The 26,570-nt window shown below is 63.4% G+C and carries 24 protein-coding genes; 20 read left to right on the plus strand and 4 right to left on the minus strand.

The features are described 5' to 3' along the window. Positions 1 to 35 precede the first annotated feature (35 nt). The 5 genes from galE to bacA all read left to right on the plus strand — a co-directional run bounded on the left by galE (position 36) and on the right by bacA (position 5,230). On the plus strand, positions 36 to 1,049 hold the full coding sequence (gene galE / locus ACB040_RS11480) for a UDP-glucose 4-epimerase GalE (protein WP_371154796.1): 1,014 nt from the start codon (positions 36 to 38) through the stop codon (positions 1,047 to 1,049). 60 nt (positions 1,050 to 1,109) lie between these two features. Beyond that, on the plus strand, positions 1,110 to 2,168 hold the full coding sequence (locus tag ACB040_RS11485; RefSeq protein WP_371154849.1) for a UDP-glucose--hexose-1-phosphate uridylyltransferase: 1,059 nt from the start codon (positions 1,110 to 1,112) through the stop codon (positions 2,166 to 2,168). Further along, positions 2,165 to 3,313 (plus strand): galactokinase, encoded by a 1,149-nt coding sequence (galK, locus tag ACB040_RS11490; RefSeq protein ID WP_371154794.1) that lies wholly within the window; start codon positions 2,165 to 2,167, stop codon positions 3,311 to 3,313. The genes ACB040_RS11485 and galK overlap by 4 nt, the downstream gene beginning before the upstream one ends. After that, positions 3,310 to 4,299 carry a galactose-1-epimerase gene (gene galM / locus ACB040_RS11495; protein WP_371154792.1) on the plus strand — a complete coding sequence of 330 codons (990 nt, stop codon included), beginning with the start codon at positions 3,310 to 3,312 and terminating at the stop codon, positions 4,297 to 4,299. The genes galK and galM overlap by 4 nt, the downstream gene beginning before the upstream one ends. A 115-nt stretch (positions 4,300 to 4,414) precedes the next feature. Further along, positions 4,415 to 5,230 carry an undecaprenyl-diphosphate phosphatase gene (gene bacA, locus ACB040_RS11500; RefSeq protein ID WP_005355537.1) on the plus strand — a complete coding sequence of 272 codons (816 nt, stop codon included), beginning with the start codon at positions 4,415 to 4,417 and terminating at the stop codon, positions 5,228 to 5,230. A gap of 66 nt (positions 5,231 to 5,296) precedes the next feature. On the opposite strand, the gene ACB040_RS11505 is transcribed toward bacA, so the two are convergent. The 3 genes from ACB040_RS11505 to ACB040_RS11515 form a co-directional block, all read right to left on the minus strand. Next, positions 5,297 to 5,992: a ChrR family anti-sigma-E factor gene (locus tag ACB040_RS11505; protein WP_005355539.1), complete on the minus strand. Its 696-nt coding sequence runs from the start codon at positions 5,990 to 5,992 to the stop codon at positions 5,297 to 5,299. After that, positions 5,985 to 6,554 carry a sigma-70 family RNA polymerase sigma factor gene (locus tag ACB040_RS11510; protein ID WP_005355542.1) on the minus strand — a complete coding sequence of 190 codons (570 nt, stop codon included), beginning with the start codon at positions 6,552 to 6,554 and terminating at the stop codon, positions 5,985 to 5,987. Before ACB040_RS11510 ends, ACB040_RS11505 begins: the two co-directional genes overlap by 8 nt. Positions 6,555 to 6,694: 140 nt before the next feature. Next, positions 6,695 to 7,261, minus strand: coding sequence for an LON peptidase substrate-binding domain-containing protein (locus ACB040_RS11515; protein WP_005355544.1), 567 nt, complete (start codon positions 7,259 to 7,261; stop codon positions 6,695 to 6,697). Positions 7,262 to 7,571: 310 nt separating this feature from the next. Between ACB040_RS11515 and argS the strand changes: the two genes are divergently transcribed. The 15 genes from argS to mgtE all read left to right on the plus strand — a co-directional run bounded on the left by argS (position 7,572) and on the right by mgtE (position 25,519). Then, on the plus strand, positions 7,572 to 9,317 hold the full coding sequence (gene argS / locus ACB040_RS11520; RefSeq protein WP_005355547.1) for an arginine--tRNA ligase: 1,746 nt from the start codon (positions 7,572 to 7,574) through the stop codon (positions 9,315 to 9,317). Between the two features lie 3 nt (positions 9,318 to 9,320). Then, positions 9,321 to 10,166, plus strand: a complete 846-nt coding sequence (locus ACB040_RS11525; RefSeq protein ID WP_005340771.1) for an SPOR domain-containing protein — start codon at positions 9,321 to 9,323, stop codon at positions 10,164 to 10,166. A 29-nt stretch (positions 10,167 to 10,195) separates the two neighbouring features. Next, a complete protein-coding gene (locus tag ACB040_RS11530; protein WP_371154788.1) occupies positions 10,196 to 10,390 on the plus strand; it encodes a DUF1737 domain-containing protein in 195 nt (64 codons plus the stop codon). Between the two features lie 187 nt (positions 10,391 to 10,577). After that, the gene (gene hslV, locus ACB040_RS11535) at positions 10,578 to 11,111 is read left to right on the plus strand and encodes an ATP-dependent protease subunit HslV (protein ID WP_005342555.1); all 534 of its coding nucleotides are present in this window, start codon (positions 10,578 to 10,580) and stop codon (positions 11,109 to 11,111) included. A gap of 66 nt (positions 11,112 to 11,177) precedes the next feature. Next, positions 11,178 to 12,506 (plus strand): HslU--HslV peptidase ATPase subunit, encoded by a 1,329-nt coding sequence (hslU, locus tag ACB040_RS11540; RefSeq protein WP_124928187.1) that lies wholly within the window; start codon positions 11,178 to 11,180, stop codon positions 12,504 to 12,506. 260 nt (positions 12,507 to 12,766) lie between these two features. Further along, entirely contained in the window at positions 12,767 to 13,408 is a 642-nt protein-coding gene (locus tag ACB040_RS11545) for a TetR/AcrR family transcriptional regulator (RefSeq protein ID WP_371154785.1), read from the plus strand. A gap of 85 nt (positions 13,409 to 13,493) precedes the next feature. Then, the gene (gene hlyD, locus ACB040_RS11550; protein ID WP_227095492.1) at positions 13,494 to 14,462 is read left to right on the plus strand and encodes a secretion protein HlyD; all 969 of its coding nucleotides are present in this window, start codon (positions 13,494 to 13,496) and stop codon (positions 14,460 to 14,462) included. Beyond that, positions 14,459 to 16,228 carry an ATP-binding cassette domain-containing protein gene (locus tag ACB040_RS11555; protein WP_227095493.1) on the plus strand — a complete coding sequence of 590 codons (1,770 nt, stop codon included), beginning with the start codon at positions 14,459 to 14,461 and terminating at the stop codon, positions 16,226 to 16,228. Before hlyD ends, ACB040_RS11555 begins: the two co-directional genes overlap by 4 nt. Beyond that, positions 16,225 to 17,334, plus strand: a complete 1,110-nt coding sequence (locus tag ACB040_RS11560) for an ABC transporter permease (protein ID WP_338773283.1) — start codon at positions 16,225 to 16,227, stop codon at positions 17,332 to 17,334. Before ACB040_RS11555 ends, ACB040_RS11560 begins: the two co-directional genes overlap by 4 nt. Before the next feature lie 3 nt (positions 17,335 to 17,337). Beyond that, complete coding sequence (locus ACB040_RS11565) at positions 17,338 to 18,426, plus strand: ABC transporter permease (protein ID WP_005355575.1); 1,089 nt, start codon at positions 17,338 to 17,340, stop codon at positions 18,424 to 18,426. A 296-nt stretch (positions 18,427 to 18,722) separates the two neighbouring features. Continuing rightward, positions 18,723 to 21,269, plus strand: coding sequence for a nitrite reductase large subunit NirB (gene nirB, locus ACB040_RS11570; protein WP_338773282.1), 2,547 nt, complete (start codon positions 18,723 to 18,725; stop codon positions 21,267 to 21,269). Then, positions 21,269 to 21,586, plus strand: coding sequence for a nitrite reductase small subunit NirD (gene nirD / locus ACB040_RS11575; RefSeq protein WP_236356921.1), 318 nt, complete (start codon positions 21,269 to 21,271; stop codon positions 21,584 to 21,586). The genes nirB and nirD overlap by 1 nt, the downstream gene beginning before the upstream one ends. A 136-nt stretch (positions 21,587 to 21,722) precedes the next feature. Then, complete coding sequence (gene nirC, locus ACB040_RS11580; protein WP_236356913.1) at positions 21,723 to 22,535, plus strand: nitrite transporter NirC; 813 nt, start codon at positions 21,723 to 21,725, stop codon at positions 22,533 to 22,535. A gap of 12 nt (positions 22,536 to 22,547) precedes the next feature. Then, on the plus strand, positions 22,548 to 23,948 hold the full coding sequence (gene cysG, locus ACB040_RS11585) for a siroheme synthase CysG (protein WP_338773279.1): 1,401 nt from the start codon (positions 22,548 to 22,550) through the stop codon (positions 23,946 to 23,948). A gap of 146 nt (positions 23,949 to 24,094) precedes the next feature. Further along, entirely contained in the window at positions 24,095 to 25,519 is a 1,425-nt protein-coding gene (gene mgtE / locus ACB040_RS11590; protein WP_043821442.1) for a magnesium transporter, read from the plus strand. An 83-nt stretch (positions 25,520 to 25,602) separates the two neighbouring features. On the opposite strand, the gene ACB040_RS11595 is transcribed toward mgtE, so the two are convergent. Next, positions 25,603 to 26,568, minus strand: a complete 966-nt coding sequence (locus ACB040_RS11595; RefSeq protein ID WP_005340795.1) for an ABC transporter permease — start codon at positions 26,566 to 26,568, stop codon at positions 25,603 to 25,605. Positions 26,569 to 26,570 lie beyond the last annotated feature (2 nt).

A 26,570-nucleotide genomic window follows, 5' to 3' on the forward strand; every position in this document is an offset into this window, starting at 1 on the left:
AGACTGCTTCCAGACACTTTTCAGTGGAGAGCAAGATGAACGTTCTGGTCACCGGCGGTTGCGGATATATCGGCAGCCACACCTGTCTGGCCCTGCAAGCGGCAGGCATGAATCCCGTGGTGGTCGACAACCTCTGCAACAGCAAGCGCAGCGTATTGACTCGAGTCGCGGCTATCAGCGGCCAGCAACCCCTGTTCTATCAAGGGGATATTCGCGATGCCGCCCTGCTGGACCGGATCTTCGCCGAACAGCAGATCGATGCGGTGATCCACTTTGCCGCCCTCAAGGCGGTCGGTGAGTCGACTCGCATTCCACTGGATTACTACGAGAACAACCTCGGCGGCACCCTCACTCTGCTGCAGGCGATGAAACGGGCCGGGGTGAACAATCTGGTGTTCAGCTCCTCGGCCACCGTCTACGGCGATCCCGCCAGCCTGCCGATCCGTGAGGATTTCCCGCGCAGCGCCACCAACCCCTACGGTCGCTCCAAGCTGATCATCGAGGAGATCCTCGAAGATCTGCAACTGGCCGAACCCCACTGGAGCATGACCCTGCTGCGCTACTTCAACCCGGTCGGCGCCCACGACTCGGGCACTATGGGAGAAGATCCCCAAGGCATTCCCAACAATCTGATGCCCTATATCACCCAGGTCGCCATTGGCCGTCGCGACTGCCTGTCTGTCTTTGGAAACGATTACCCCACCCCGGACGGCACCGGTGTGCGCGACTACATCCACGTGATGGATCTCGCCGAAGGGCACGTCAAGGCACTGCAACACTGCGCCGGCAAGGGTGGCATGCACACCTACAACCTGGGCACCGGCCAGGGCCAGAGCGTGTTGCAGCTGGTCGCCGCTTTCTCCGCCGCCTGTGGCAAGCAGTTGCCATTTCGCATCGAACCGCGCCGCCTGGGCGACATCGCCGCCTGCTGGGCTGATCCGGCCAAGGCCGAGCGCGAGCTGGGCTGGCGGGCGACCCGCAACATCGACGCCATGTGCGCCGACAGCTGGCGCTGGCAATCCGCCAATCCGAACGGTTACGAGGAGTAGGCCTGCCTGCTCCCTGTTAATAGACGACCCTATTTTTCAATACCTTATTCAGGAGAGATGATGTTCAACCCCGTCGATCATCCCCATCGCCGCTTCAACCCGCTGACCGGCCAGTATGTGCTGGTATCCCCCCATCGGGCCAAACGCCCCTGGCAGGGACAGGTGGAGAAGGTGAGTCAGACCCCCAAACAGGCCCACGATCCCGACTGCTTCCTCTGCGCGGGCAACACCCGGGTCACTGGCGACATCAACCCCGACTATCAGGGCACCTTCGTCTTTACCAACGACTTCGCCGCTCTGATGCAGGATACTCCGGCCGCCGATAGCGCCAGCGATCCCCTGCTGAAGCTGGAAGCCGCCCGCGGCACCAGCCGGGTCATCTGCTTCTCGCCGGATCACGGCAAGACCCTGCCCGAGCTGCCGCTGCCCGCCATCGAAGGGGTGATCACCACCTGGATGGATCAGGTCGCCGAGCTGTCGGCCCAGTGGCAGTGGGTGCAGGTCTTTGAAAACAAAGGGGCCGTCATGGGCTGCTCCAACCCGCATCCCCACGGCCAGATCTGGGGCAGCGACTTCCTGCCCAACGAGATCGCCCGCGAAGAGCAGCACCAGCGCGACTGGCTGGCAGAGCATGGCCGCCCCATGCTGCTGGAGTATGTAGAGCGGGAGCTGGCGGATCGCTCACGCATCGTGGTGGAGACCGAGCACTGGCTCGCAGTGGTCCCCTTCTGGGCCGCCTGGCCGTTCGAAACCCTGCTGCTGCCCAAGGCGCACGTCCCCTCCATGCTCAACCTGACCAAGACCCAGCAACAGGATCTGGCAGTGGCGCTCAAGGAGCTCACCAGCCGCTACGACAACCTGTTCGAGTGCAGCTTCCCCTACTCCATGGGCTGGCACTTTGCACCGCCCAAATCGGATTGCCCCGAGGCGTGGCAACTGCACGCCCACTTCTATCCGCCACTGCTGCGCTCCGCCACCGTGCGCAAATTCATGGTCGGCTTCGAGATGCTGGCCGAAACCCAGCGCGACCTTACCCCCGAGCAGGCTGCCGAGCGGCTGCGTGCCCTGAGCCCCGTTCACTACACCCAGACCAGCCACACCAATGAGGAGGCCCTATGACCCCCAGCCAACGCGTCAGCACCGTTTTTGCCGAGCAATTTGCCAAAGCGCCCGATCTGCTGGTGCGCGCCCCCGGCCGCGTCAACCTCATAGGTGAACATACCGACTACAACGACGGCTTCGTGCTGCCCTGCGCCATCGACTACGAGACCTGCGTCGCCATCGGCCTGCGCGATGACCGGCAAGTGCAGGTGATCGCCGCCGACTACGACAACCAGCGCGACCAGTTCGACCTCGACCAGCCCATTGAACACCACCCCAGCCAGCGCTGGAGCGACTACATCCGCGGCGTGGTGAAGTATCTGCAAGAGCGCGGTTATGCCCTGCGCGGCCTCGATCTGGTGGTCTCCGGCAACGTGCCGCAGGGGGCGGGGCTCTCCTCCTCCGCCTCGCTGGAAGTAGCCATCGGTCAGGCCTTCAAAGAGGCGCTGGGGCTCGACATCAGCCAGGCCGAGATAGCCCTCAACGGCCAGCAGGCGGAGAACAAGTTCGTCGGCTGCAACTGCGGCATCATGGATCAGATGATATCCGCCAGCGGCAAAACCGATCATGCCCTGCTGCTCGACTGCCGCTCGCTGGAGACTCGCCTCATCCCCATGCCCAGCGATCTGGCGGTGCTGATCGTCAACTCCAACGTGCGTCGCGGTCTGGTGGACAGCGAATACAACACCCGCCGCCAGCAGTGCGAGGCAGCAGCCCGTCACTACGGGGTCAAGGCGCTGCGCGACCTCGACCTGACCGGACTGGAAGCGGGCAAGGCCGGGCTGGATGAGGCCTGCTACCGCCGTGCCCGCCACATCGTCGGTGAAAACGCCCGCACCCTGGCGGCGGCCGATGCACTGGCAAGCCACGATCTGACCCGCCTCGGCGAGCTGATGGCCCAGTCGCACGCCGCCATGCGCGATGACTTCGAGATCACAGTGCCCGCCATCGACGGGCTGGTGGAGATCATCAAGGCTAAAATCGGCACCGATGGCGGCGTGCGGATGACTGGCGGCGGCTTCGGCGGCTGCGTGGTCGCCCTGCTGCGCCCGGAGAAAGTGGCCGAGGTGATTGCCGCCGTCGAGGCGGAGTATCCGGCCATCTCGGGCCTCAAGGCCGACTGCTACGTCTGCCGCGCCAGCGCCGGTGCAGGCAAGCTATGAGCAGCGCCATGACCCCGTTCGAGCTGGAAAATGAAGAGGGGCTGCGCCTGCGCGGCCTCGACTTCGGCGCCACCCTCACCTCCCTCACCCTGCCGGTGGCGGGCAAACGGCGTGAAGTGCTGCTGGGCTGTGCCGACGACGCCTATCCCACCCAGCAGGTGTGGCTGGGTGCGGTGGCAGGACGCTTTGCCAACCGCATCGGCGGTGCCGAGCTGGTGCGTGATGGACAGCACTGGCCGCTGGATGCCAATCAGGCACCCAACTGCCTGCATGGCGGGCAGGCGGGCTTTCATCGCCAGCGGTGGCAAATCAAGGAGCTGGAAGCGGATCGGGTCAAGCTGGCGCTGCTCTCCCGAGCGGGGGAGCAAGGCTTTCCCGGCAATCTGCGGGTAACCTTGGAGTATCGGCTGGAGCAGAGCGATCTGGTGGTGGATTTTATCGCCAGCACGGATGCCGCTACGCCGGTCAGCCTCACCAGCCATGCCTACTTCAATCTCGATGACAACCCCGACGGCGGCGATGTGCGTGACCACCTCATCAGCATCAATGCCGACCACTTCCTGCCGACCGACCCGAGCGGTTTGCCGATCGCCATCACCCCGGTGGAGGGGCCGTTCGATCTGCGCCAAGAGCGCCTTGTCGGGCTGGATTGGCTGAGCCATCCCCAGCAGCAACAGGCCAAGGGATACGACCACGCCTTTGTGCTCAACGGCCCCACATCAGAATGGGCTGCTCGGATAGTCTCTGGCGACAAGCAGCTGGCGATGGAGGTCTATACCAACCAGCCCTCGCTACAGTTCTACACCGGCAACTGGCTGGCCAATACCCCGAACCGCAGCGGCCTGACGCACCGGGATCACGACGGCTTCTGTCTTGAGGCGCAACAGCTGCCGGACAGCCCCAATCGCCCCGAGCTGGGCAACCCCTGGCTGCTGCCGGGCGGGCGTTATCACCACCAAACCCGCTACCGTTTTATCCGCGACTGACTTAAAGGTTTCATGATTTTTACATAGCCTCGGCAGTCACTATCGAGCAAGATAAGCCGCCCCGAGACCCTCCCGGGGCGTTTTTACATCAACGAAGTTAAGGATTGTTTGTTCGATGACTGACACCTATAGCCTGCTGGTCGCCTTTATTCTGGGCGTCGTCGAGGGACTGACCGAGTTCCTCCCCGTCTCCTCCACCGGCCACATGATTATCGTCGGCCATCTGCTGGGCTTTGAAGGGCCCAAGGCTGCCACTTTCGAAGTGGTGATCCAGCTTGGCTCCATCCTCGCCGTCGTAGCCGTCTTCTGGCGCCGCCTGTTTGGCCTGATTGGCATCCACTTCGGCCAGAAGCCGTCCCGGGATCACGCCACCCTGTCGCTGGTGCATGTCATCCTCGGCATGATGCCCGCCATCGTGGTCGGTCTGGCCATCCACAGCTGGATCAAGGCCAACCTGTTTGGCCCACAAACCGTCATGTACGCGCTGGTCGCGGGGGGCATCCTGCTGATCATCGCCGAGAAGTTCCGCCCGGCCGTCACAGCTGAAACCCTGGATGACATCAGTTACAAGCAGGCGTTCGGCATCGGTCTGTTCCAGTGTCTGGCCCTGTGGCCCGGCTTCTCCCGCTCCGGCGCCACCATCAGTGGTGGCATGCTGATGGGGATCAGCCGTCACGCCGCCGCCGAGTTCTCTTTCATCATGGCGGTGCCCATGATGGTGGCGGCCAGCGGGCTTGATCTCTACAAGAGCCGCGATTTTCTCTCGATGGCCGACTTCCCGATGTTTGCCGTGGGCTTTATCACCGCTTTCGTGGTAGCGATGTTTGCGATAAAGACCTTCCTGACATTGATCCGCCGCATCGACTTTATCCCGTTCGCCATCTACCGCTTTATCGTGGCATTCGCCGTCTATCTGGTGTTTGTCGCCTGACCGGCAACCAGCAACCAAATGAGAAAAGGGACCAACTTGGTCCCTTTTTCTATGGCGTCATGGTGCTCAATAGAGGTGCTGGCTGATGCCATTCAGCAGCCGCGACAACCCCTTGGTGAACTGCACCGGCGCATCCTGCACCGTGTAGCAGAGGCAGCCATCCGGCGTATGCGGGCTGTGGGAGTGGCTGGCATCACGCCAGATGAAATCCCCCGCCTTGTAAAGGGTATCGCCATCCTGAATATTGCCCGCCAGCAGCAGGGTCAGCTCATAGCCCTGATGGGTGTGCTCGGGGATGCGACCGCCCGCTTCGATATGGAGCAAGCTGGCGCGCGCCCCCATCTCGTCCAGCGGCAGACTCTGCTGACGAATGGCCCCGATATGACGCCACTTGGGCGAACGGTAGCGGGCCAGCACCCGTGGCAAACGGTAGGCCTGACCGGCTACCTCCAGCTCGCCGGGCTGCGCTCGGGGCTGGTCGTGTGTTGGCTCGGAGAGGGGCTCTGTCAGCGGCTGCGCCAGAATATCCGCCAGCATGGCGTCGAATCCGGCGTCCAGTCCCACTTCATCGCGGGAGGCCAGCTCGGGCTCTGCTGGCGAAGCAAGATATTGCTGCGCCAGCTCCTCTTCGAATGTCTTCAGTCGGGCAGCACAATCGGGGCAGAGTTCACAGTGAGCGGAGAGCCCCACCGCCAGCGGCAGAGGGAGCTCGTCGGCGGCGAAGGCACGCAGCATAGGGTCGGTCGGATGGGCTTTAATCATGGCCTTGCTCCACTTGCTCTTTCAGTTTCTGTAACGCCAACCGGAGGCGGGACTTGATGGTACCGAGCGGCACGCCGAGTCGCTCCGCCAACTCCTGCTGGGAGAACTCCTGCAGATAGATGCCACGCACCACCTGCTGTTGCGGCTCCGGCAGGGTGCCCAGATAGTGGGCCATCTGACGGGTCAGCACCGCATCCTCACCGCCGCTCAGATGCTCCTCTTCGGCCTGAAACTCCAGCACGGGCCACAGCTCCTCGGCACAGAGATCCTCCTTGCTGGCGCGACGACGGCGCAGCATGTCGAAGCACTGGTTGCGCATCACGGTATAGATCCAGGTGGTCGGCGCCCCCTTCTCGGGGTGGTAGAGGCGTGCCTTCTGCCACACCAGCAGCATGGTCTCCTGCACCAGCTCCATGGCGTTGGCCTCGCTGCCGAGGTGGCGCAAGCCGTAGCTGCGAATGCGCGGCGCAAAGTGTTGGAACAGGCGGGCAAAAGCAGCCTTGTCGGCCTGCTCTGCCACCCTGATCAGCAGAGATTTGAGGTCGCCATCCGGGTTATCCATCACGGGCGAAGTCCTGCGTATGGTCGAGTGTGGTTGGCCAGTATATGCCATTGCGCCATCCCTTTGGTGTGCTGTCGAACATGCTGTGGTGATGACTTGTACGGCGCTGCGGCAGTGGCGGATCAGCGGGTCAGAAAAAATCAGTGGCTGGCCACCAGCACCCCCTTGAGCAGGGCGATGGCGGGCTGATTGTCGGCGGCAGCTAGCAGCAACTGCTTCTGCTCGGGGGGGATCGGCAGCACCTCCAGCCAGCGCTGGGCCACCCAGTTGCCATCGTCCCAGCGGGGGGCGGGATAGAGGGCGGCATAGTCGGGATAGTCGGCAAACACCTCCCGCAGCGCATCAACCAGCGGTTGCTGATCGGGATGGAGCCGGCGGGGCGGCCAGGCCGTCAGCGGCGTCACCTCGCCGATACGCAGGCCATCCTGCTCCTGCCACAGATCCTCTATCTGCACCCGCTCCATCCCCTGCACCGTGATCCCCAGCATGCCGTCCGGCAGCCGGTCGAAATCGATGATGGTGACCCGGGTGGCGATGGGCAGCATGTTGCGCAGGGCGTCGGGCTGGCGAGGGTCCACCATGCAGAGGGCAAAGCCGGACTCCCCCGCCTCGGCAATCATCCGCTGGTATCTCGGTTCGAAGATCCGCAGCGGCATGACGCCGCCGGGCAGCAGGTGGGCAGATAGGGGAAACAGCGCCAGTCGCATCGCAAACTCCTCGGTTGGGAACCTCTGTTGATACGCCGGGCCAGTGGGAGGAGATCATTCCCGTCAGCGGAAAGGAAAAACCCTTAACAATCAGGGGAAAATAGCCTAGACAAGCCGCTTCGATATGCAGTAGAAATGGATAAGCACCGTAATTTCCGCCCAATATTCTGGAATATGGCGCCAAACGCAGTGAAATATCCGCCCGACAGCGAGCGGCGGGTCATCCCTATAGTTTTCTCGGGCCGATGCGGGTAAAATTCACGCCCTTATATATCAGTCATTTTTCGACGCGCAACCTTGGTGGTCAGTTATGAAAGAGCATATTCATCATCTACTTGAACAAACGGTAGCCAATCTCAAGTCAGCAGGCGTCCTGCCGGCGGACCTGGAAGCCCGCGTGCAAGTAGACCGATGCAAGGAAAAAGCTCACGGCGACCTGGCTACCAACCTGGCCATGCTGCTGGCCAAACCGGCCCGCAAGAATCCCCGTGAGCTGGCGGCGGCCATCATCGAGCACCTGCCCGCCTCCGACCTGATCGCCAAGGTCGAGATCGCCGGTCCCGGCTTCATCAACTTCTTCTTCGACCAGCGCTGGCTGGCCGGTCAGGTCGAGGCCATGGTGACCTCTGCCAATGCCAACGTACGGTTGCCCGCTCCACAAACCGTGGTGGTGGACTACTCCGCCCCCAACGTGGCCAAAGAGATGGCGGTGCACCACATCCGCTCCACCGTACTCGGTGACGTAGCTGCGCGCGCGCTGGAATTCCTCGGCCACAAAGTGATCCGTGCCAACCACATCGGCGACTGGGGCACCCAGTTCGGCATGCTGATCGCCTATCTGGAGAAGATGTCCAACGAACACGCCAGTGACATGGCGCTCAAGGATCTGGAAGCCTTCTACACCCAGGCCAAGCGTTGCTACGACGAAGACGAAGCCTTCGCCGAGCGCGCCCGTAATTACGTGGTCAAGCTGCAGGGCGGCGATGAGTACTGCCGTACCATGTGGAAGAAGCTGGTCGACATGACCATGGAACAGAACCAGATCAACTACGACCGCCTGAATGTCTCCCTGACCAACAAGGACATCATGGGCGAGTCCATGTACAACGACATGCTGCCGGAGATCGTTGCAGACCTGAAAGCCAAGGGGCTGGCGGTCGAGAGCGAAGGCGCCACCGTTGTCTTCCTGGACGAGTTCAAGAACAAGGATGGCGAGGCCATGGGCGTCATCATCCAGAAGAGCGATGGCGGTTTCCTCTACACCACCACCGACATCGCCTGTGCCAAATACCGTTATGAAACCCTGGGCGCCGACCGTGTCATGTACTTCATCGACTCCCGTCAGCACCAGCACCTGATGCAGGCCTGGACCATCACCCGCAAGGCGGGCTATGTGCCGGAATCCGTCCCCCTCGAGCACCACGCCTTCGGTATGATGCTGGGCAAGGATGGTCGTCCCTACAAGACCCGCTCCGGTGGTACCGTCAAGCTGGTTGACCTGCTGAACGAAGCAGAAGAGCGCGCCGCTGCGCTGCTGGAGAGCCGCAACAGCGACCTCTCTGCTGAAGAGAAGGCCAATGTGGTCAACGCCATCGCCATGGGCGCGGTCAAGTATGCGGATCTCTCCAAGAACCGTACTACCGACTACATCTTCGACTGGGATCTGATGCTGTCGTTTGAAGGCAACACTGCCCCTTACCTGCAGTACGCCTACACCCGTATCCAGTCCATCTTCCGCAAGGCCAACATCGATGCCGAGACGCTGACCGGCAACGTGACCCTGAACGAAGAGGCCGAAGAGGTGCTGGCCCAGAAGCTGATCCAGTTCTCCGACGCGGTCAACGGCGTGGCCGACAAAGGCATGCCACACCTGCTCTGTACCTACCTGTACGAGTTGTCAGGCAACTTCATGACCTTCTATGAAGCCTGCCCGATCAACAAGGATGGCGTGGACGAGGCGACCCGTCAGAGCCGTCTGCTGCTGTGCGCCGCCACCGCCAAGGTGCTGAAACTGGGCCTCGGCGTACTGGGCATCCATACCCTGGAGCGCATGTAATAGATGGCAACCCGGGATTATGTCGGCAGCCGCCCGCGACGTCGGGCGGGTGGCCGCAATACCAAGAAAGCGGCCCCTCGCCGCTTTCCTGTTATTCCAGTGCTGCTGGTCGTGGCACTGCTGGCAGGCTTTGGTGGCTTCCTTTACATGATCAATGGCAAGGGCAACGATGCCCCCACCATCGAGGAGCAGGTAAAAGCCAACAAGCCAAAAGCGCAGAATAACGGGCTGCCTCAGGAGAAGTGGAGCTACATCGAACGGCTTGAGAACAAGCAGGTCGATATCATAGAGCCGCCGACCCAGCCGGGTGTGCTGCCGCCACCACCGGCAGATACCATGACCCTGCAACCGGAAAAACTGCCGCAGCCGGTGCCGACCGACATTCCCCAACCGGGAACGCCCATCGGCCAGCCCAAGCCCTATCAGCCCAATCCGGCGACCACCCCTTCCACCTCCGGAGCACCGGTTGCCAGCGCGCAAGAGCAGGTGATCGACCGCAAGGCAGAACGGGAACGGATGGAGCGGGAGATCCGTGCCGAGCTGGAACGGGAGCGGGCCGAAGCGGCCAAGGCCAAAGCGGCCACTCCGCCAGCCCAGACCGCAGCCGCCGACAGCGGTCGCTACATGATGCAGTGCGCCGCCCTGCGCTCGCAGGATTCCGCAGAGTCGCTCAAGGCGCGTATCGCCTTCACCGCCGGGCTCTCCTCCAGCCTGCAGGTGATCAATGGCGCCAACGGCACCGTCTACAAGGTGATGGTCGGCCCCTTCAACGGCAAGGCGGCCGCCGACGCGGCCAACAGCAAGCTGCAGAGCTCCGGCATCAGCGGCTGTATTCCCAAAAAGGGTTAGCATACTGTCACCAGCAGGAGAACCAGAGCATGACAAATTCGAAACAGCCACCAAATGGCCTTCCGGTTTACCGCTTAATTACTGGGCCTGATGACGCGACATTTTGTTTTCGTGTCAGCGAGGCACTAGCTCAAGGCTACACGCTGTATGGTTCTCCCTCGGCGACGTTCAATGGCAAAACTGTGATCGTGTGCCAAGCGGTTGTCTGGTCTGAAACAAAATAATGCGGATAGTTTGCAGCAGGGCCGGGTGGCAACACTCGGCCCTGTTCTTTTGGTGCCACGCGCACCCACTCTGTTTGCTCCCCCCGTTTATCCCGACCAAAGGCAGGGTTGAAAAGCCCGTTTGCCATCCCCATCTTTCTTGCCATGCACAGTCAGGCCGTCATTCGGCTCAAGCGAGGTAAGTAAAGTGACTACCATAGTTTCAGTTCGCCGCAACGGTCAGGTCGTCATCGGTGGCGATGGCCAGGTCTCTCTTGGCAACACCGTCATGAAGGGCAACGCCCGCAAGGTTCATCGTCTCTATAACGGCAAGGTGCTGGCCGGTTTCGCTGGCGGTACCGCCGACGCCTTCACCCTGCTCGAGCGTTTCGAAGCAAAACTGCAGGCCCATCAGGGTAATCTGGAGCGCGCCGCCGTGGCGCTGGCCAAAGATTGGCGCACCGATCGCGCTCTGCGCCGCCTCGAAGCACTGCTGGCCGTGGCCGACGAACACAAATCCTTCATCATCACCGGCAACGGTGACGTGGTACAGCCGGAGCACGATCTCATCGCCATCGGCAGCGGCGGCAACTTTGCCCAGTCCGCCGCCATCGCGCTGCTGGAAAACACCGAGCTGGATGCCAGGACCATTGTCGAGAAGTCCCTCAAGATTGCGGGCGACATCTGCGTCTTCACCAACGGCAACCACACCATCGAAGTGCTGGACTACGCCGCCAAATAAGGCCGCCAGCCAAACCCAATTTCCCAAGGGGCGGGCACTGCCCGCCCCGGATACAGGAACACCATCATGTCCGAGATGACCCCGAGAGAAATCGTCCACGAGCTGGATCGTCACATCATTGGTCAGGCCGATGCCAAGCGCGCCGTTGCCGTTGCCCTGCGCAACCGCTGGCGCCGGATGCAACTCAACGAAGAGATGCGCCATGAAGTGACCCCGAAAAACATCCTGATGATCGGCCCGACCGGTGTCGGCAAGACCGAGATTGCCCGTCGTCTGGCCAAGCTGGCCAACGCCCCCTTCATCAAGGTGGAAGCGACCAAGTTCACCGAAGTGGGCTATGTCGGCAAGGAAGTGGACAGTATCATCCGCGATCTGACCGATGCCGCCATCAAGCTGGTGCGCGAAACCGAGATGGAGAAGATGAAATACCGCGCCGAGGAAGCCGCCGAAGAGCGCATCCTCGACGCCCTGCTGCCCAACCCGCGCAACACCTGGGGTGAGGAAGAGAAAGCCGACAACTCCAACACCCGCCAGATCTTCCGCAAGAAACTGCGGGAAGGTCAGCTGGATGACAAGGAGATCGAGCTGGAGCTCTCCGCCTCCCCGATGGGTGTCGAAATCATGACCCCGCCGGGCATGGAAGAGATGGCCAACCAGCTGCAGGGGCTGTTCCAGAACCTGGGCCAGAACCAGAAGAAGAAGCGCAAGATCAAGGTCAAAGAGGCCATGAAGGCGCTGATCGAAGAGGAAGCGGCCCGTCTGGTCAATCCGGAGGAGCTGAAGCAGAAAGCGATCGCAGCGGTCGAGAACAACGGCATCGTCTTCCTCGACGAGATCGACAAGATCTGCAAGCGCGGCGAAAGCTCGGGCCCGGACGTTTCCCGTGAAGGGGTACAGCGCGACCTGCTGCCGCTGGTTGAAGGTTGCACCGTCAACACCAAGCACGGCATGGTCAAGACCGACCACATCCTGTTTGTCGCCTCCGGCGCCTTCCAGATCGCCAAGCCGTCCGATCTCATCCCCGAGCTGCAGGGCCGTCTGCCGATCCGGGTCGAGCTGACCGCTCTCACCACAGATGACTTCGAGCGCATCCTGACCGAACCGAACGCCTCGCTGACCGATCAGTACAAGGCGCTGATGGCCACCGAAGGGGTCAATATCGAGTTCACCAAGGATGGCATCCGCCGTCTGGCCGAAGCGGCCTGGCAGGTCAACGAGCGTACCGAGAACATCGGTGCCCGCCGTCTGCACACCGTGATGGAACGCCTGATGGAAGATATCTCCTACGACGCCTCCGAGAAGTCCGGCGAGACCTTCGTCATCAACACCGACTATGTCAACGCCCACCTCGGCAAGCTGATTGAAGACGAGGATCTGAGCCGCTTTATTCTGTAAGCGCAGTTATGTTTGTAAAAAAACGCCTCCAGAAATGGGGGCGTTTTTTTTCGCCACCGCCTCCGTCATCTACACGGATTCTGGCCCTTATCTGCGGCAACCCATTCAATCAAAGGACGTTTTCAAACCATCTCTTTCGAATGCCCGCCGTTGTTCATCCCTGCTGAAATCTGCTCAAAAAAAGATCTATCAACTTCTGTGTGATTGATTTATACGTACGTATAAATCAGATCGAAATCTGCGCAACAGGAACCCGACAGATGAATCCCACCCGGCAGAAACTGCTCGATACCGGCCTCGCCATCGCCACCGAGAAGGGGCTGCGCGGCCTCACGGTACGCGAGCTGGCGGCGGTGGCCGAGGTGAACCTTGGCTCTTTCGTCTACCACTTCGGCAACCGCGACGCCTTTATCGACGAGCTGGTGGAGCTCTGGTACGCCCCCCTCTATGACGAGCTCAAATCGGTGGCAGCCAAAGGTTCCTACCCCTCTGCCATCGCCATGTTCGAGGCCACCATGGAGGCGCTGATCGGGCTGGTGGCGCGCCAGCGCGGCTTTATCAACCACCTGTTTGGCGATGCGCTGGCAGGCGAAGGGGCGGCCCAGCGTTTTCTGCTCAGCCTGCCGCGCCGTCATCCCCTGCTGCTGATCGAGCAGGTACGGATGGCACAGGCGGAAGGGTCGCTGGTCGCGGGTCACCCGCTCCAGCTGATGATCTTCATCATGGGGTCGGTCGGCCTGCCGCTGGTGATCGCCGGCAGCGGTCGTCAGCTCGGCTGGCTGCCTGAACAGGCAGCCCCCTTTCTCAGCCAGATAGACAGCCCCGAGGCCGCCAGACAGCGGCTGGTATGGGCCCTGCGCGGCCTGCGCCCCACCGACATGAAGAAAGGAGAAGCGGTATGAAACAATGCATCACGATGGTAGCTCTGCTGCTGGCCGTTCTCAGTGGTGACCTCTGGTTGCAGAGCCATCCTCAAGGAGAAGTGGTATGAAGCAACGCATTGCAATCGTAGCCCTGCTGCTAACCGTTATCGGTGGCTACCTCTGGTGGCAGGGGCGCCCGGCTGACGGCTCCATCCTCTACGGCAACGTCGATATTCGCGACGTCAATCTGGCCTTTCGGGTCGGCGGCCGCGTCGATCAGGTGCTGGTTGATGAGGGGGATAGGGTAAAAGCCGGTCAACTGCTGGCCCGCCTCGATCCGGCTCCCCTCACCCACAGCCGCGACAGCGCCCGCGCCAATCTGGCCGCGCTCACTGCCGCCAACGCCTTGATCCACAAAGGCTATCGCAGCGAAGAGACCGACCGCGCCCGGGCCGCACTGGCCGCCGCCGAAGCCGCTGCGCTGGAGACCGACCAGCAGTGGCGCCGCCAGAGCGCATTGGCAGCCACCGGCGCCATCTCCCGCGGTCAGCTCGACACCGCCCGCTCCCAGCGGGATCAGACCCAGGCGCAGGTGCGCTCGGCCCGCGAGCAGCTCGCCCAGCTCGAAACCGGCTACCGCCCGGAAGAGATTGCCCAGTCCGATGCCCAGCTGGAAGGGGCCAAAGCGACGCTCGCCAGTGCCGAACTGGCGCTGGCGGATGCCAGCCTGACCGCCCCCAGCGACGGCATCATCATCAGCCGCGCCATCGAGAATGGCAGCATGGTGCAAAGCGGAGCGACCGCCTTCAACCTCTCCCTGACCGCGCCGGTCTGGGTGCGCGCCTATGTGGAGGAGCCCTGGCTCGGCCACTTCCCGAGCGGCGCCAAAGTCACCCTTACCACCGACTCGCGGCCGGATCAGCCCTATCACGGGGTGGTGGGCTTTGTCTCACCGACCGCCGAGTTCACCCCGAAATCGGTGGAGACGCCGGATCTGCGCACCCACCTCGTCTACCGGCTGCGCATCGTGGTGCAGGACCCCGACCCGGCCCTGCGCCAAGGGATGCCGGTCACCGTCAGGCTGGCGCCATGAGCTGCGCCATCTCCCTTGAGGGGCTCACCAAACGCTTTGGTGAGCGGGTCGCCCTCAACGCCATATCGGCAACCATTCCGGCTGGCGGCATCACCGGGCTGGTCGGCCCCGACGGCGCGGGCAAGAGCACTTTGCTGCGCCTGCTGGCCGGTCTGCTGATCCCCGAAGCGGGCACCATCCGGGTGCTGGGGCTGGATCCGGTGAGTGAGGGGGACCTGTTGCGTCAGCGCCTCGGCTATATGCCCCAGCAGTTCGGCCTCTACGAGGATCTCAGCGTGCTGGAGAACCTCACCCTCTACGCTGACTTGCGCGGCGTACTTGAGCCCGAACGCACGCCCACCTTCGCGCGGCTGCTCGCCTTCACCGATCTTGCCCGCTTCACCGCACGACCGGCAGGTAAGCTCTCTGGCGGGATGAAGCAGAAACTCGGGCTGGCCTGCGCCCTGCTCGGCACCCCGGATGTGCTGCTGCTGGACGAACCGGGGGTCGGGGTCGATCCCATCTCCCGCCGCGCCCTCTGGCAGATGGTGCGCGAACTGGCCAAGGGGGGGATAACGGTGATCTGGAGTACCGCCTATCTCGATGAGGCGGAGCTGTGCGACCACGTGCTGCTGATGGCGGATGGCGAGGTGCGCACCAGCGGCACGCCAGCCGATCTGATGGGGGCCATGGCCAGCCGCTGCTGGCTGCTGGAGGCGGGGCAACTGGATGGCCGCGAGCGGCGCGCCCTGCTGCGCCGGGCGCTGGCGCACCCCGCGGTGATGGATGGCGCAGTGGCGGGGGAGCGGGTTCGCCTGCTGCTGCACCCGGGCATGACGCCCCCACCGCTGGCGGAGCTGCAACTGACCAACGGCGCCTTTCAACCGGCTCAGCCCCGGCTGGAGGATGCCTTTATCGACCTGCTCGGCGGCGGCCCCGGCGGGGAGTCGAGTCTGGCGGCGGGGATGCGGGAAGCCGAACTGCCGCAGGGGGTCTCCCCCGAGGCGGTGATCGAGGCGCACCACCTCACCAAGCGCTTCGGCGATTTTGCCGCCACCGATGATGTCAGCTTTGCGGTGCGCCGCGGCGAGATCTTCGGCCTGCTCGGCCCCAACGGAGCGGGCAAGTCCACCACCTTCAAGATGGAGTGCGGCCTGCTGCGCCCGAGCGAGGGACAGGCGCTGGTGACCGGCATCGATCTGGCCCACAGCCCCTCGGCGGCACGTCAGCGCCTCGGTTACATGGCGCAGAAGTTCTCCCTCTACAAGCAGCTCACCGTGGCCCAGAACCTCTCCTTCTTCGCCGGTATTTACGGCCTGTTCGGCCGCCACCAGCAGACGCGGATCGACGCCATGGTGACCGCTTTTGCCCTCACCCCCTGGCTCGCTCAGAAGGCGGAATCCCTACCGCTCGGCCTGCGCCAGCGTCTTTCACTCGCCTGCGCCCTGCTGCACGAACCGCCGCTGCTGTTTCTCGACGAGCCCACCTCCGGGGTCGATCCGGTGACCCGGCGCGAGTTCTGGTCGCACATCAACGCGCTGGCCGACCACGGCGTCACCGTGCTGGTCACCACCCACTTTATGGATGAGGCGGAGTATTGCGACCGCATCGCCCTCATCTATCGCGGCAAGCTGCTGGCGCTCGGCACCCCGGACGATCTCAAGGGGCTGGCCGCCAAAGAGGCGGCGACCTCTTTGCCAACCGGCTCCTTGCCGACCTGTTCTTTGCCAACAATGGAAGAGGCCTTTATCACCCTGGTCGAGCGGGCCAGCGAGGAGGACGCATGAGCATCAACCGTCGGCGACTGCTGGCCCTCTGCCGCAAGGAGACGCTGCAAATCGTCCGTGACCCGAGCAGCATCCTCATCGCCTTCATCATGCCGGTGCTGCTGCTGGTGGTAATGGGTTACGCCATCAATCTGGATGTGGACCATCTGCGCCTCGGCATCTGGCGTACCGACAGCGGTGCCCCGGCGGTGCGGCTGGAGCAGGCCCTGCGCGGCTCTACCGCGCTGGAGATCCACAGCGGCCCGAGCAAGGCGTCCCTGCTCGCCAGTCTTGCCCGTGGCGAGATCCGCGGCCTGCTGGTGATCGACGACGGCTTCTCCCGCGCGCTGGCCGGTCAGGGCAATGGCACGCCGCAGGCGCTGCTGCTGACCGACGGCTCCGAGCCCAACACCGCCAACTTCGTCACCAACTATGTGCAGGGGATCTGGCAGGGGTGGCTCGCTGGCGAGGGGGTCGCCATGCCGGTGTCGATAGAGAGCCGCGCCTGGTTCAACCCGGCGCTGGTGAGCCGCAACTTTCTGGTGCCGGGCTCCATTGCGGTGGTGATGACCATCATAGGTGCCCTGCTCACCTCGCTGGTGGTGGCGCGGGAGTGGGAGCGCGGCACCATGGAGGCGCTGCTCGCCACCCCGGTCACCAAGGGGGAACTGCTGCTCTCCAAGCTGCTGCCCTACTATGGCCTCGGCATCATTGCCATGCTGCTCTGCCTGCTCTTCTCGGTGGCGGTAATGGACGTGCCATGGCGCGGCTCCCTGCTGCTGCTCTTTCTGGTCACCAGCGTCTTTCTCGGCAGCGCCCTCGGGCTCGGGCTGTTTCTCTCCACCGTGATGCGCAGCCAGTTCAACGCCGCGCAGGCAGCGCTGATCGCCGCCTTTCTGCCCGCCGTGATGCTGTCAGGCTTCGTGTTCGAGATCGCCAGCATGCCGCCGCTGCTGCGGGCCATCACTCACCTCATTCCGGCCCGCTACTTCGCGAGCTCCCTGCAGACCCTCTATCAGGCGGGCAGTGTCTTCTCGATCCTGCTGGTCAACGGTTTCTGTCTGCTGCTGCTGGCCGGTTTCTGGCTGGCCCTGACCGCCCGCAAGACGCGGCGCACTCTGGAGTAACCCATGCTGATCCGACTCTGGTGGCTGATCCGAAAAGAGCTGCAGGCCCTGATGGGCAATACCCAGGGGCGCTTTCTGCTCATCATGCCGGTGCTGCTGCAGACCGCCCTCTTCCCGTTCGCCGCCACTCTGGAGGTGACCGGCAACACGCTGGCCATCTACAACCAGGATGGCGGTGCCCAGAGCCGCGAGCTGCTGGAGCGCCTCACCCATATGCCCGCCTTTACCACCATCATCCCGGTGCAGGGCGAGGCGGGCATGACCGAGGCCATCACCGGACAGCAGGCACTGCTCGGGCTGATTATTCCGGGGGATTTCTCGCGCCGGCTGGCGCGGGGCGAACCGGCCAAGGTGCAGCTGATCATCGACGGGCGCCGCTCCAACGGTGGTCAGGTGGCGGCGGGCTACATCAGTCAGGTGATCGCCCGCTGGCAAAGTGAGGGCAAGGGGCAACCCGAGCTGGCGGTACGTAACCTCTACAACCCCAACGTCGAGTTCCACTGGCATATCCTGCCGGCGCTGGTGGCCATCATCACCACCACCGGCTGTCTGATTGTCACCGCCCTCTCGGTCGCGCGGGAGCGGGAAGAGGGCACCTTCGATCAGCTGCTGGTCTCGCCCCTCACCGCAGGCTGGATCATGGCGGGCAAGGCGGTGCCCGGCATCATGGTGGCGGTGGGACAAGGGTGCATAGTCGCGCTGGCCGCCCGTTTTGTCTTTCACCTCCCCTTTGCCGGCAGCCTCAGCCTGCTGATGGCGGGCATGGTCTGCTACGGGCTGGCACTGGCCGGGATCGGGCTCTTCATCTCCTCGTTCTGCTCGACCCAGCAGCAGGCCTTTCTCGGAGTCTTCTCCTTCACCGTACCGGCGGTGATCCTCTCGGGTTACATCTCGCCGGTGGAGAACATGCCGCAGGTGTTCCAGTGGCTGGCGGCCATCGACCCCCTCACCCACTTCATCGTGCTGCTCAAGGGGGTCTTCCTCAAGGGGTTTGACTGGTCGGCCGCCTGGCCCCTGCTCTGGCCGCTGCTCGCCATCGCCGGCGTCACCCTGTCGCTGGCGCTCGCCATGTTCCGCCGCCATATCGCCTGACCCGCAGCCTAGCTCGGCTGATGCCGGTCTCGCCCAGCGCGAGGCCGGCCTTTTTCCGCCAGAAGTTTTCACTCCCCGGCTTTTGCTAAAGCGCTCTTGCTCTCCACCATCCCTCACCCAAAGCCAGTACAGAAATCATCAACTGGTATACCTAATTTTGTATATCTTTGAATTTTATCGAATTACCCCTGACGAGATATATAAATAGACACTTGATTTGCATCAATTGCCCGCCCCGACTGACTGGGTAGCCTAGCCCCAGAATGATGTTTTATTACTCCAAACTAGAGGCAATCATGAGCAAAGTCAGACTGGTCGTTGTGGGCAACGGCATGGTGGGGCACCGCTTCATCGAAGAGTTGATCGAGCGGGCCGACCCGGGCTGCTACGAGATCACCGTCTTCGGTGCAGAACCCCGTCCCGCCTACGATCGCGTCCATCTCTCCTCCTACTTCTCCCATCACACCAGCGAAGATCTCTCCCTCGTCAAACCCGGCTTCTACGACAAGCACGGCATCCGCCTGCTGCTCGGCGAAGCGGTGAAAAAAATCGACAGGGCCAACCGCGAAGTACACTCCAACAAGGGCACTGTGGTCGGGTACGACAAGCTGGTGCTGGCCACCGGCTCCTACCCCTGGGTGCCGCCCATTGCGGGCAGTCAGCACCACGAGTGCTTCGTCTACCGCACCATCGAGGATCTGAAAGCCATCCGCAGCGCCGCCAGGAGCGGCAAGAGCGGGGTGGTTATCGGTGGCGGCCTGCTTGGCCTCGAAGCCGCCGGCGCCCTCAAGGCGCTGGGTCTCGAAACCCACGTGGTGGAATTTGCCCCTGTGCTGATGGCCGAGCAGCTCGACGGTCAGGGCGGCCAGCTGCTGCGCCGCAAGATTGAATCCATGGGTGTGCAGGTACACACCAGCAAGAGCACCAGCGAGATCCTGATGCATGGCGGTGAACAGGCGAAACACCGCCTCGCCTTCGCCGATGGCAGCCAGCTTGAAGTGGACGTGGTGGTCTTCTCCACCGGAATTCGCCCGCAAGATACCCTCGGCCGTTACGGTGATCTCGCCATCGCCGAGCGCGGCGGCATCGTCATCGACGATCACTGCCTCACCTCCGACCCCGACATCTACGCCATCGGCGAGTGCGCCGCCTGGCAGGGCCGCTTCTTCGGACTGGTGGCACCGGGCTACAAGATGGCCCAGATCACCGTCGACCATCTGCTCGGCGGCGACAGCCGCTTCGAGGGGGCGGACATGAGCGCCAAGCTCAAACTGCTCGGTGTCTCCGTCGGCTCCATCGGTGATGCCCACGGCCGCACTCCGGGCAGCCACAGCTATGTGTTTCAGGACGATCAGGCCGGCGTCTACAAGAAGATCGTGGTGAGCGAGGACAACAGCCGATTGCTCGGCGCCGTGCTGGTGGGTGACGTGGAAGATTACGGCAACCTGCTGCAGATGATGCTCAACGCCCTGCCGCTACCGAGCCACCCGGACACCCTGATCCTGCCCGCCTACGCCGGTGCCAAGCCGACGCTGGGGGTGGATGCCCTGCCGGAAAGCGCCCAGATCTGCTCCTGCTTCGACGTCTCCAAGGGCGACATCGCCAAGGCCGTCGCCGAGGGTCACACCACCCTGGCAGCCATCAAGCAGCACACCAAGGCCGGTACCGGCTGCGGCGGCTGCGTGCCGCTCATCAGTCAGGTGCTCAACGCCGAGCTGGTGAAGCAGGGCATCGAGGTCAACAACCACCTCTGCGCCCACTTCCCCCACTCCCGTCAGGAGCTGTTCCATCTGGTCAAGGTGGAGGGGATCAAGAGCTTCGACGAGCTGCTGGCCAAACACGGTCAGGGCTATGGCTGCGAGGTGTGCAAACCGACCGTCGGCTCCATCCTCGCCTCCTGCTGGAACGAGCATGTGCTGAGCCCGCGCAACGTCCCGCTGCAGGACACCAACGACATCTTCCTCGGCAACATGCAGAAGGATGGCAGCTACTCCGTCATCCCGCGCATGGCCGGTGGCGAAGTGACCCCGGAAGGGCTGCTGGCGGTAGCCGAAGTGGCCCGCGACTACAAGCTCTACACCAAGATCACCGGCGCCCAGCGCATCGGCCTGTTCGGGGCCCAGAAGGATGATCTGCCCGCCATCTGGCGCAAACTGCTGGCGGCCGGTTTCGAGACCGGTCAGGCCTACGCCAAGGCGCTGCGCATGGCCAAGACCTGCGTCGGCAGCACCTGGTGCCGCTTCGGCGTGCAGGACAGCGTCGGCCTCGGGGTCTTCCTCGAGAACCGCTACAAGGGCATTCGCACCCCGCACAAGATGAAGTTCGGTGTCTCCGGCTGTACCCGCGAATGTGCGGAAGCCCAGGGCAAGGATGTCGGCATCATCGCCACCGACGCGGGCTGGAACCTCTATGTGGGCGGCAACGGCGGCATGAAACCGCGCCACGCCGACCTGCTGGCTTCTGACCTCGACCGCGAGACCCTCATCAAGCTGATCGACCGCTTTATGATGTTCTACGTCACCAGCGCCGACAAACTGCAGCGCACCTCGGTCTGGCTCGGCAATCTGGAAGGGGGCGTCGACTACCTGCGCGAGGTGATCGTCGATGACAAGCTGGGGCTGGCCGACACGCTCGAGCGCGATATCCAGACCCTGATCGACAGCTACGAGTGCGAATGGTCGCGCACCCTCAATGAAGAGGAGGCGCTCAAGCGCTTCAGCCACTTCATCAACAGCGACAAGCGCGATCCGGACGTCCAGTTTGTCGCCGAGCGCGACCAGCACCGACCGGCGACCCCGGCCGAGCGCATCCCCGTCTACCAGATCGAGGTGGAAACCAAATGATGAAACTTGCCTGCCAACTCAACGACATCCTGCCGGGAACCGGCGTCTGTGCACTCATTGAAGGTCGCCAGATTGCCCTGTTCCGCCCGAGCGCGGCCGCCGAGGTGTTCGCCATCGACAACCGGGATCCCTTCTTCGCCGCCAACGTGCTGTCGCGGGGCCTGATCTGCGAACACGACGGCGAGATCTGGGTCGCCAGCCCGCTCAAGAAGCAGCGCTTTCGCCTGAGCGACGGCCACTGTTTCGACAATCCGGCGATGTCGGTTCAAAGCTATCCCGTTGAAGTACGCGACCAGCAGGTCTGGGTCACCGTCTGATGTCGACAACCCCCAGATCTATGTCGGTACAGGGATACCCCGTTGAAGTGCGCGACCAGCAGGTCTGGGTCGCCGTCTAAGCCGATTTCACTCTCTTTCGGGCTGCCTGTGGGCAGCCCTTTCAAGGACTCACAAGATGTACACGGAAACCATTAACAAGTGCGCCGCCAACGCGGCCCGCATCAACCGCTTCGAGCGCAGCGACAAGCTCGGCTTCTGGCTCAGCTCCGCCATGGCGGGGGCCTATGTGGGCCTCGGCATCATCCTGATCTTCACCCTCGGCAATCTGGTGGATCCCGCCATCCGGCCGCTGGTGATGGGGGCCACCTTCGGCATCGCCCTGACGCTGGTGCTCATCGCTGGCTCCGAGCTGTTTACCGGCCACACCATGTTCCTCACCTTCGGGGTGAAGACGGGCAAGATCACCATGGCCGACCTGCTGCGCATTCTGCCGCAGACCTGGGCCGGCAACCTGATTGGCTCCGTTGTGGTGGCGCTCATCTACTCCTACGGCGGCAGCCTGCTGCCGGATGCGGGCAGTCTGGCCCACAAGGTGGCGCTGGCCAAGACCCAGGCACCGGCGCTGACCCTGTTTATGAAGGGGATCCTCTGCAACTGGCTGGTCTGCCTCGCCATCTGGATGGCGCTGCGCACCGAAGGGGCCGCCCGCTTCATCGCCATCTGGTGGTGCCTGCTGGCCTTTATCGCCTCCGGCTACGAGCACTCCATCGCCAACATGACCCTGTTCGCCCTCTCCTGGTTTGGCGCCCACTCCGAGGCCTACACCCTGGGCGGCATCGGCCACAACCTGCTGTGGGTGACCCTGGGCAACACCGTCTCCGGCGTCCTCTTTATGGGCCTCGGCTACTGGTATGCCACCCCGAAAGCTGAACGCCCGGTTGCAGTGAGCGAGACCACCAGCACCGCCAACCAGACCCGAACCGCCTGATCCGGAGGCCCCATGGACTACTTGCCCATCTTTTGCCGACTCGACAACAAACCCGTGCTGCTGGTCGGCGGCGGCGAGGTAGCGGAACGCAAGGCGCGTCTGCTGCTGGATGCCGGTGCTCGCCTCACCGTCGTGGCGCCCGAGCTCGACCCCGAGCTGGCGGAACTGGCTGCCAACGGCAGCATCGAGTGGCTGGCCGGTGAATTTATGCCGGAACAACTGGCGGGCAAGTGGCTGGTGGTGGCCGCAACCGATCGGCGCGAGGTGAACGCCCTGGTCTACCAGAGCGCCAATCAGGCGCGGATCTTTGCCAACGTGGTGGATGACCCGAAGCGCTCCAGCTTCATCATGCCGTCGATCATCGACCGCTCGCCGCTGATGGTGGCCATCTCCTCCGGCGGCAAGGCGCCTGTGCTGGCCCGCTTGCTGCGGGAAAAACTGGAAGCCCTGCTGCCGCAACATCTGGGGGCCGTGGCGACTTTTGCCGGCAGCCTGCGGGAGCGGGTCAAGGCCCGCTTCGCCACCATGGGGGAGCGGCGCCGCTTCTGGGAGCGGCTGCTCGGGGCGGATCGGCTCGGTCAGGCGCTGGCGCGGGGGGATAGTGCCTCTGCCCACCAGCTGGCCGACAGCCTGTTTGCCGACGAAAGCCAGAGCGCTGGCGAGGTGGTGCTGGTGGGAGCTGGCCCCGGCGATCCAGGTCTGCTCACCCTGAACGCCCTGCGACAGATGCAGCAAGCCGACGTGGTGGTCTATGACCGGCTGGTCTCCGACGAGGTGATGGCGCTGGTGCGCCGGGATGCCAAGCGGATCTTCGTCGGCAAGCAGGCGGGCAACCACTGCGTGCCGCAGGAGGGGATCAACCAGCTCTTGCTGGAGGAGGCGAAAAAGGGCCAGCGGGTGGTGCGGCTCAAGGGGGGTGACCCCTTTATCTTCGGCCGTGGCGGCGAGGAGCTGGAGACTCTCGTTGGTACTGGAATTGGCTTTCAGGTGGTGCCGGGGATCACTGCGGCCAGCGGCTGCGCCGCCTACGCCGGCATTCCGCTGACCCACCGCGATCACGCCCAGAGCGTGCGCTTCGTCACGGCTCACGGCAAGGGGGGCGCCCGGGATCTCGACTGGCCGCTGCTCGCCAAGGACAAACAGACTCTGGTGTTCTACATGGGGCTCTCATCCTGCGCCACCATCCGTGAACAGCTGCTGGCCCACGGCAAGGCGGGCAATACCCCGGTGGCGCTGATCGAGCGCGGCACCCAGCCCTGCCAGCGGGTCATTCGCGGCACTCTCGATCAGCTACCCGCGCTGGCGGTGGGGGTCGAGAGTCCGGCGCTGATCATGGTGGGCTCGGTGGTGACCCTGGCCGACCGGCTCGCCTGGTTTGGCGAGGCACCGCAGGTTCAGCAAGCCCTCGCCTGAGGGAGCCTCGGCAACTCACCATGAGGCCACCAGCAGGTGGCCTCACTTTTACCTCCCTCTTCTCCCATCACGGTCATAACCTGTTGTTTTAAGTCTGGTATCCTATGGGCATTGAGCCCTTGGCTACCATCTCAGGAATTCATCCCATGTCTCTTCCCATCAAGAACAGCGCCCGGCAGCGCGCGGATGACAGATCCCGCATTCTCACCCTGCTGCTGCGCGATGACGCCCTCACCGACAGCCTGCTCGACCCGCAGGTGGTGCAGGATGCCGAGCAGCGCGATCAGACCAGCGAACTCACCACACTGGTCAACGGGTTGCCCGCCGCCGACGTCGCCGATGCGCTGGAATCGCTGCCGCCCGATGAACGTCATGCCCTGTGGGCACTGGTGGAGGAAGAGAAGCGCGGCCAGATCCTGGTCGAAGCGTCGGAGACGGTGTGGGACAGCCTTATCAGCGGGATGAGCGACAAGGAGCTGCTGCACGCCCTGCGTACCCTGGATATCGACGATCAGATCTATCTGGGCCAGTACCTGCCGCGCAACCTGATGGGGCGGCTCCTCACCTATATGGCCCCCGCCGACCGGGATCGGGTGCGGGAGGTGATCCGCTACGGCAAGCACACCGTCGGCGCCATGATGGACTTCGAGATCATCACCATCCGCCCCGAGGTGAGTCTGGCCACGGTGCAGCGCTATCTGCGGCTGCGCGGCAAGATCCCCGCCAACACCGACAAGCTGTTCGTCATCGATCGGCGCAACCACCTGCTGGGGGAGCTGGCCCTCACCACAGTGCTGCTGCACAAACCCGCCACCCTGGTGAGCGACGTGATGGAGCGGGATCCGGTCACCTTCGATCCGGAGGATAACGACGAAGCGGCGGCCCGCACCTTCGAGCGGGATGACCTGCTCTCCGCCGCCGTGGTGGATGGCAAGGGCAAGCTGATGGGCCGCCTCACCGTCGAAGAGGTGGTGGATCTGGTCTATGAGGAGAGTGACACCGACCTGCGCCGGATGGGGGGTATCAGCGAGGATGAAGACGTGTTCGCCCCGGTCTCCAAGGCGGTCAAGACCCGCTGGGCCTGGCTTGCCATCAACCTCTGCACCGCCTTTGTCGCCTCGCGGGTGATCGGCCTGTTCGAGCACACAATCTCCCAACTGGTGGCACTGGCGGCGCTGATGCCCATCGTCGCCGGGATCGGCGGCAACACCGGTAACCAGACCATCACCATGATAGTGCGGGCGCTGGCGCTGCAGCACATTCAGGCGGGCAACCTCTCCTTCCTGCTGCTACGGGAACTCGGCGTCGCCTTTATCAACGGGCTGGTGTGGGGCGGCACCATGGGCATTGCCACCTATCTGCTCTATCAGGATGCGGCGCTCGGCGCCGTGATGACCCTGGCCATGATGCTCAACCTGCTGGTTGCGGCGCTGATGGGGGTCATTATCCCCATGACCATGACCCGCCTCGGCCGCGACCCGGCGGTGGGAGCCAGCGTGATGATCACCGCCATCACCGACACCGGCGGCTTCTTTATCTTCCTCGGGCTGGCGACCCTGTTCCTGCTGTAACCAGCCACAAGCCATAAAAAAACAGGCCCACCGAAGTGGGCCTGCTGTTATCAGGGTGGGTGGGAGTATCGCGATAAAGGGCGCTACTCCCGCTCCTTCACATAGGGTGTACCAAGCGCCTTGGGGGCCACCGCGCGGCCGATAAAACCGGCCAGCAGGAACACGGTCAGGATGTAGGGTAGTGCCTCGATGGCCTGCACCGGAATGGCGAAGCCACCGATGCTGACCCCTTGCAGCCGGATGGCGACCGCATCGAGGAAACCGAACAGCAGACAGGCGGCCATGGCATTCCAGGGGCGCCACTTGCCGAACACCAGCGCCGCCAGCGCCATAAAGCCCTTGCCCGCACTCATGTTGGGGATGAACTGAGCCGTCTGAGCGACCGCCAGATAGGTACCGCCGATACCGGCCAGCAGGCCGCCGATAAGGAGCGCGGTGTAGCGCATCCGCACCACAGAGATACCGGCGGTATCGACCGCTGCGGGCGCCTCGCCCACCGCCCGCAGACGCAGACCGAAGCGGGTACGGAACATCACCCACCAGGCCAGCGGTACGCAGGCGAACGCCACGTACTCCAGCAGGGAGTGGCCGCTCAGCAGCTCGCTGTAGAGCTGGCCGATCACCGGCACATCCCACAACTCCTTGGCATAGGGCAGATCGATGGGGGCGAAACGGGCATCACCGGAGAGCGCCGGAGTCTGGCCACCCTGATCGAACCAGTAACGGCCCAGGGTAACGGTCAGACCGGCCGCCAGAATGTTGATGGCCATACCGCTCACCACCTGATCTCCGCGGTGGGTGATGGTGGCAAAGCCGTGCATCAGGGCGAACAGGATGGAGACACCCACCCCGGCCCCCAGACCTACCCAGGCAGAACCGGAGACCGCCGCAGCCGCACCACTGGCGAACGCTGCTGCCAGCAGTTTGCCTTCCAGCGCGATGTTGACCACCCCGGAGCGCTCGCAAAACATGCCCGCCATGGCGGCGAGAATGAGCGGCGGCGCGGTACGAATGGTCGCATCCAGCATCAGGATCAGAATTTCAAACATGA

Origin of the sequence: Aeromonas sp. S11(2024) (genome assembly GCF_041402345.1) — a bacterium.
GTDB classification, from domain to species: Bacteria; Pseudomonadota; Gammaproteobacteria; order Enterobacterales; family Aeromonadaceae; genus Aeromonas; species Aeromonas veronii.

What these genes read in the sequence shown, in the direction of transcription:
- galE (WP_371154796.1), top strand. Translation starts at nt 36, where the DNA reads ATGAACGTTCTGGTCACCGGCGGTTGCGGATATATCGGCAGCCACACC.
- ACB040_RS11485 (WP_371154849.1), top strand. Translation starts at nt 1,110, where the DNA reads ATGTTCAACCCCGTCGATCATCCCCATCGCCGCTTCAACCCGCTGACC.
- galK (WP_371154794.1), top strand. Translation starts at nt 2,165, where the DNA reads ATGACCCCCAGCCAACGCGTCAGCACCGTTTTTGCCGAGCAATTTGCC.
- galM (WP_371154792.1), top strand. Translation starts at nt 3,310, where the DNA reads ATGAGCAGCGCCATGACCCCGTTCGAGCTGGAAAATGAAGAGGGGCTG.
- bacA (WP_005355537.1), top strand. Translation starts at nt 4,415, where the DNA reads ATGACTGACACCTATAGCCTGCTGGTCGCCTTTATTCTGGGCGTCGTC.
- ACB040_RS11505 (WP_005355539.1), bottom strand. Translation starts at nt 5,992, where the DNA reads ATGATTAAAGCCCATCCGACCGACCCTATGCTGCGTGCCTTCGCCGCC.
- ACB040_RS11510 (WP_005355542.1), bottom strand. Translation starts at nt 6,554, where the DNA reads ATGGATAACCCGGATGGCGACCTCAAATCTCTGCTGATCAGGGTGGCA.
- ACB040_RS11515 (WP_005355544.1), bottom strand. Translation starts at nt 7,261, where the DNA reads ATGCGACTGGCGCTGTTTCCCCTATCTGCCCACCTGCTGCCCGGCGGC.
- argS (WP_005355547.1), top strand. Translation starts at nt 7,572, where the DNA reads ATGAAAGAGCATATTCATCATCTACTTGAACAAACGGTAGCCAATCTC.
- ACB040_RS11525 (WP_005340771.1), top strand. Translation starts at nt 9,321, where the DNA reads ATGGCAACCCGGGATTATGTCGGCAGCCGCCCGCGACGTCGGGCGGGT.
- ACB040_RS11530 (WP_371154788.1), top strand. Translation starts at nt 10,196, where the DNA reads ATGACAAATTCGAAACAGCCACCAAATGGCCTTCCGGTTTACCGCTTA.
- hslU (WP_124928187.1), top strand. Translation starts at nt 11,178, where the DNA reads ATGTCCGAGATGACCCCGAGAGAAATCGTCCACGAGCTGGATCGTCAC.
- ACB040_RS11545 (WP_371154785.1), top strand. Translation starts at nt 12,767, where the DNA reads ATGAATCCCACCCGGCAGAAACTGCTCGATACCGGCCTCGCCATCGCC.
- hlyD (WP_227095492.1), top strand. Translation starts at nt 13,494, where the DNA reads ATGAAGCAACGCATTGCAATCGTAGCCCTGCTGCTAACCGTTATCGGT.
- ACB040_RS11555 (WP_227095493.1), top strand. Translation starts at nt 14,459, where the DNA reads ATGAGCTGCGCCATCTCCCTTGAGGGGCTCACCAAACGCTTTGGTGAG.
- ACB040_RS11560 (WP_338773283.1), top strand. Translation starts at nt 16,225, where the DNA reads ATGAGCATCAACCGTCGGCGACTGCTGGCCCTCTGCCGCAAGGAGACG.
- ACB040_RS11565 (WP_005355575.1), top strand. Translation starts at nt 17,338, where the DNA reads ATGCTGATCCGACTCTGGTGGCTGATCCGAAAAGAGCTGCAGGCCCTG.
- nirB (WP_338773282.1), top strand. Translation starts at nt 18,723, where the DNA reads ATGAGCAAAGTCAGACTGGTCGTTGTGGGCAACGGCATGGTGGGGCAC.
- nirD (WP_236356921.1), top strand. Translation starts at nt 21,269, where the DNA reads ATGAAACTTGCCTGCCAACTCAACGACATCCTGCCGGGAACCGGCGTC.
- nirC (WP_236356913.1), top strand. Translation starts at nt 21,723, where the DNA reads ATGTACACGGAAACCATTAACAAGTGCGCCGCCAACGCGGCCCGCATC.
- cysG (WP_338773279.1), top strand. Translation starts at nt 22,548, where the DNA reads ATGGACTACTTGCCCATCTTTTGCCGACTCGACAACAAACCCGTGCTG.
- mgtE (WP_043821442.1), top strand. Translation starts at nt 24,095, where the DNA reads ATGTCTCTTCCCATCAAGAACAGCGCCCGGCAGCGCGCGGATGACAGA.
- ACB040_RS11595 (WP_005340795.1), bottom strand. Translation starts at nt 26,568, where the DNA reads ATGTTTGAAATTCTGATCCTGATGCTGGATGCGACCATTCGTACCGCG.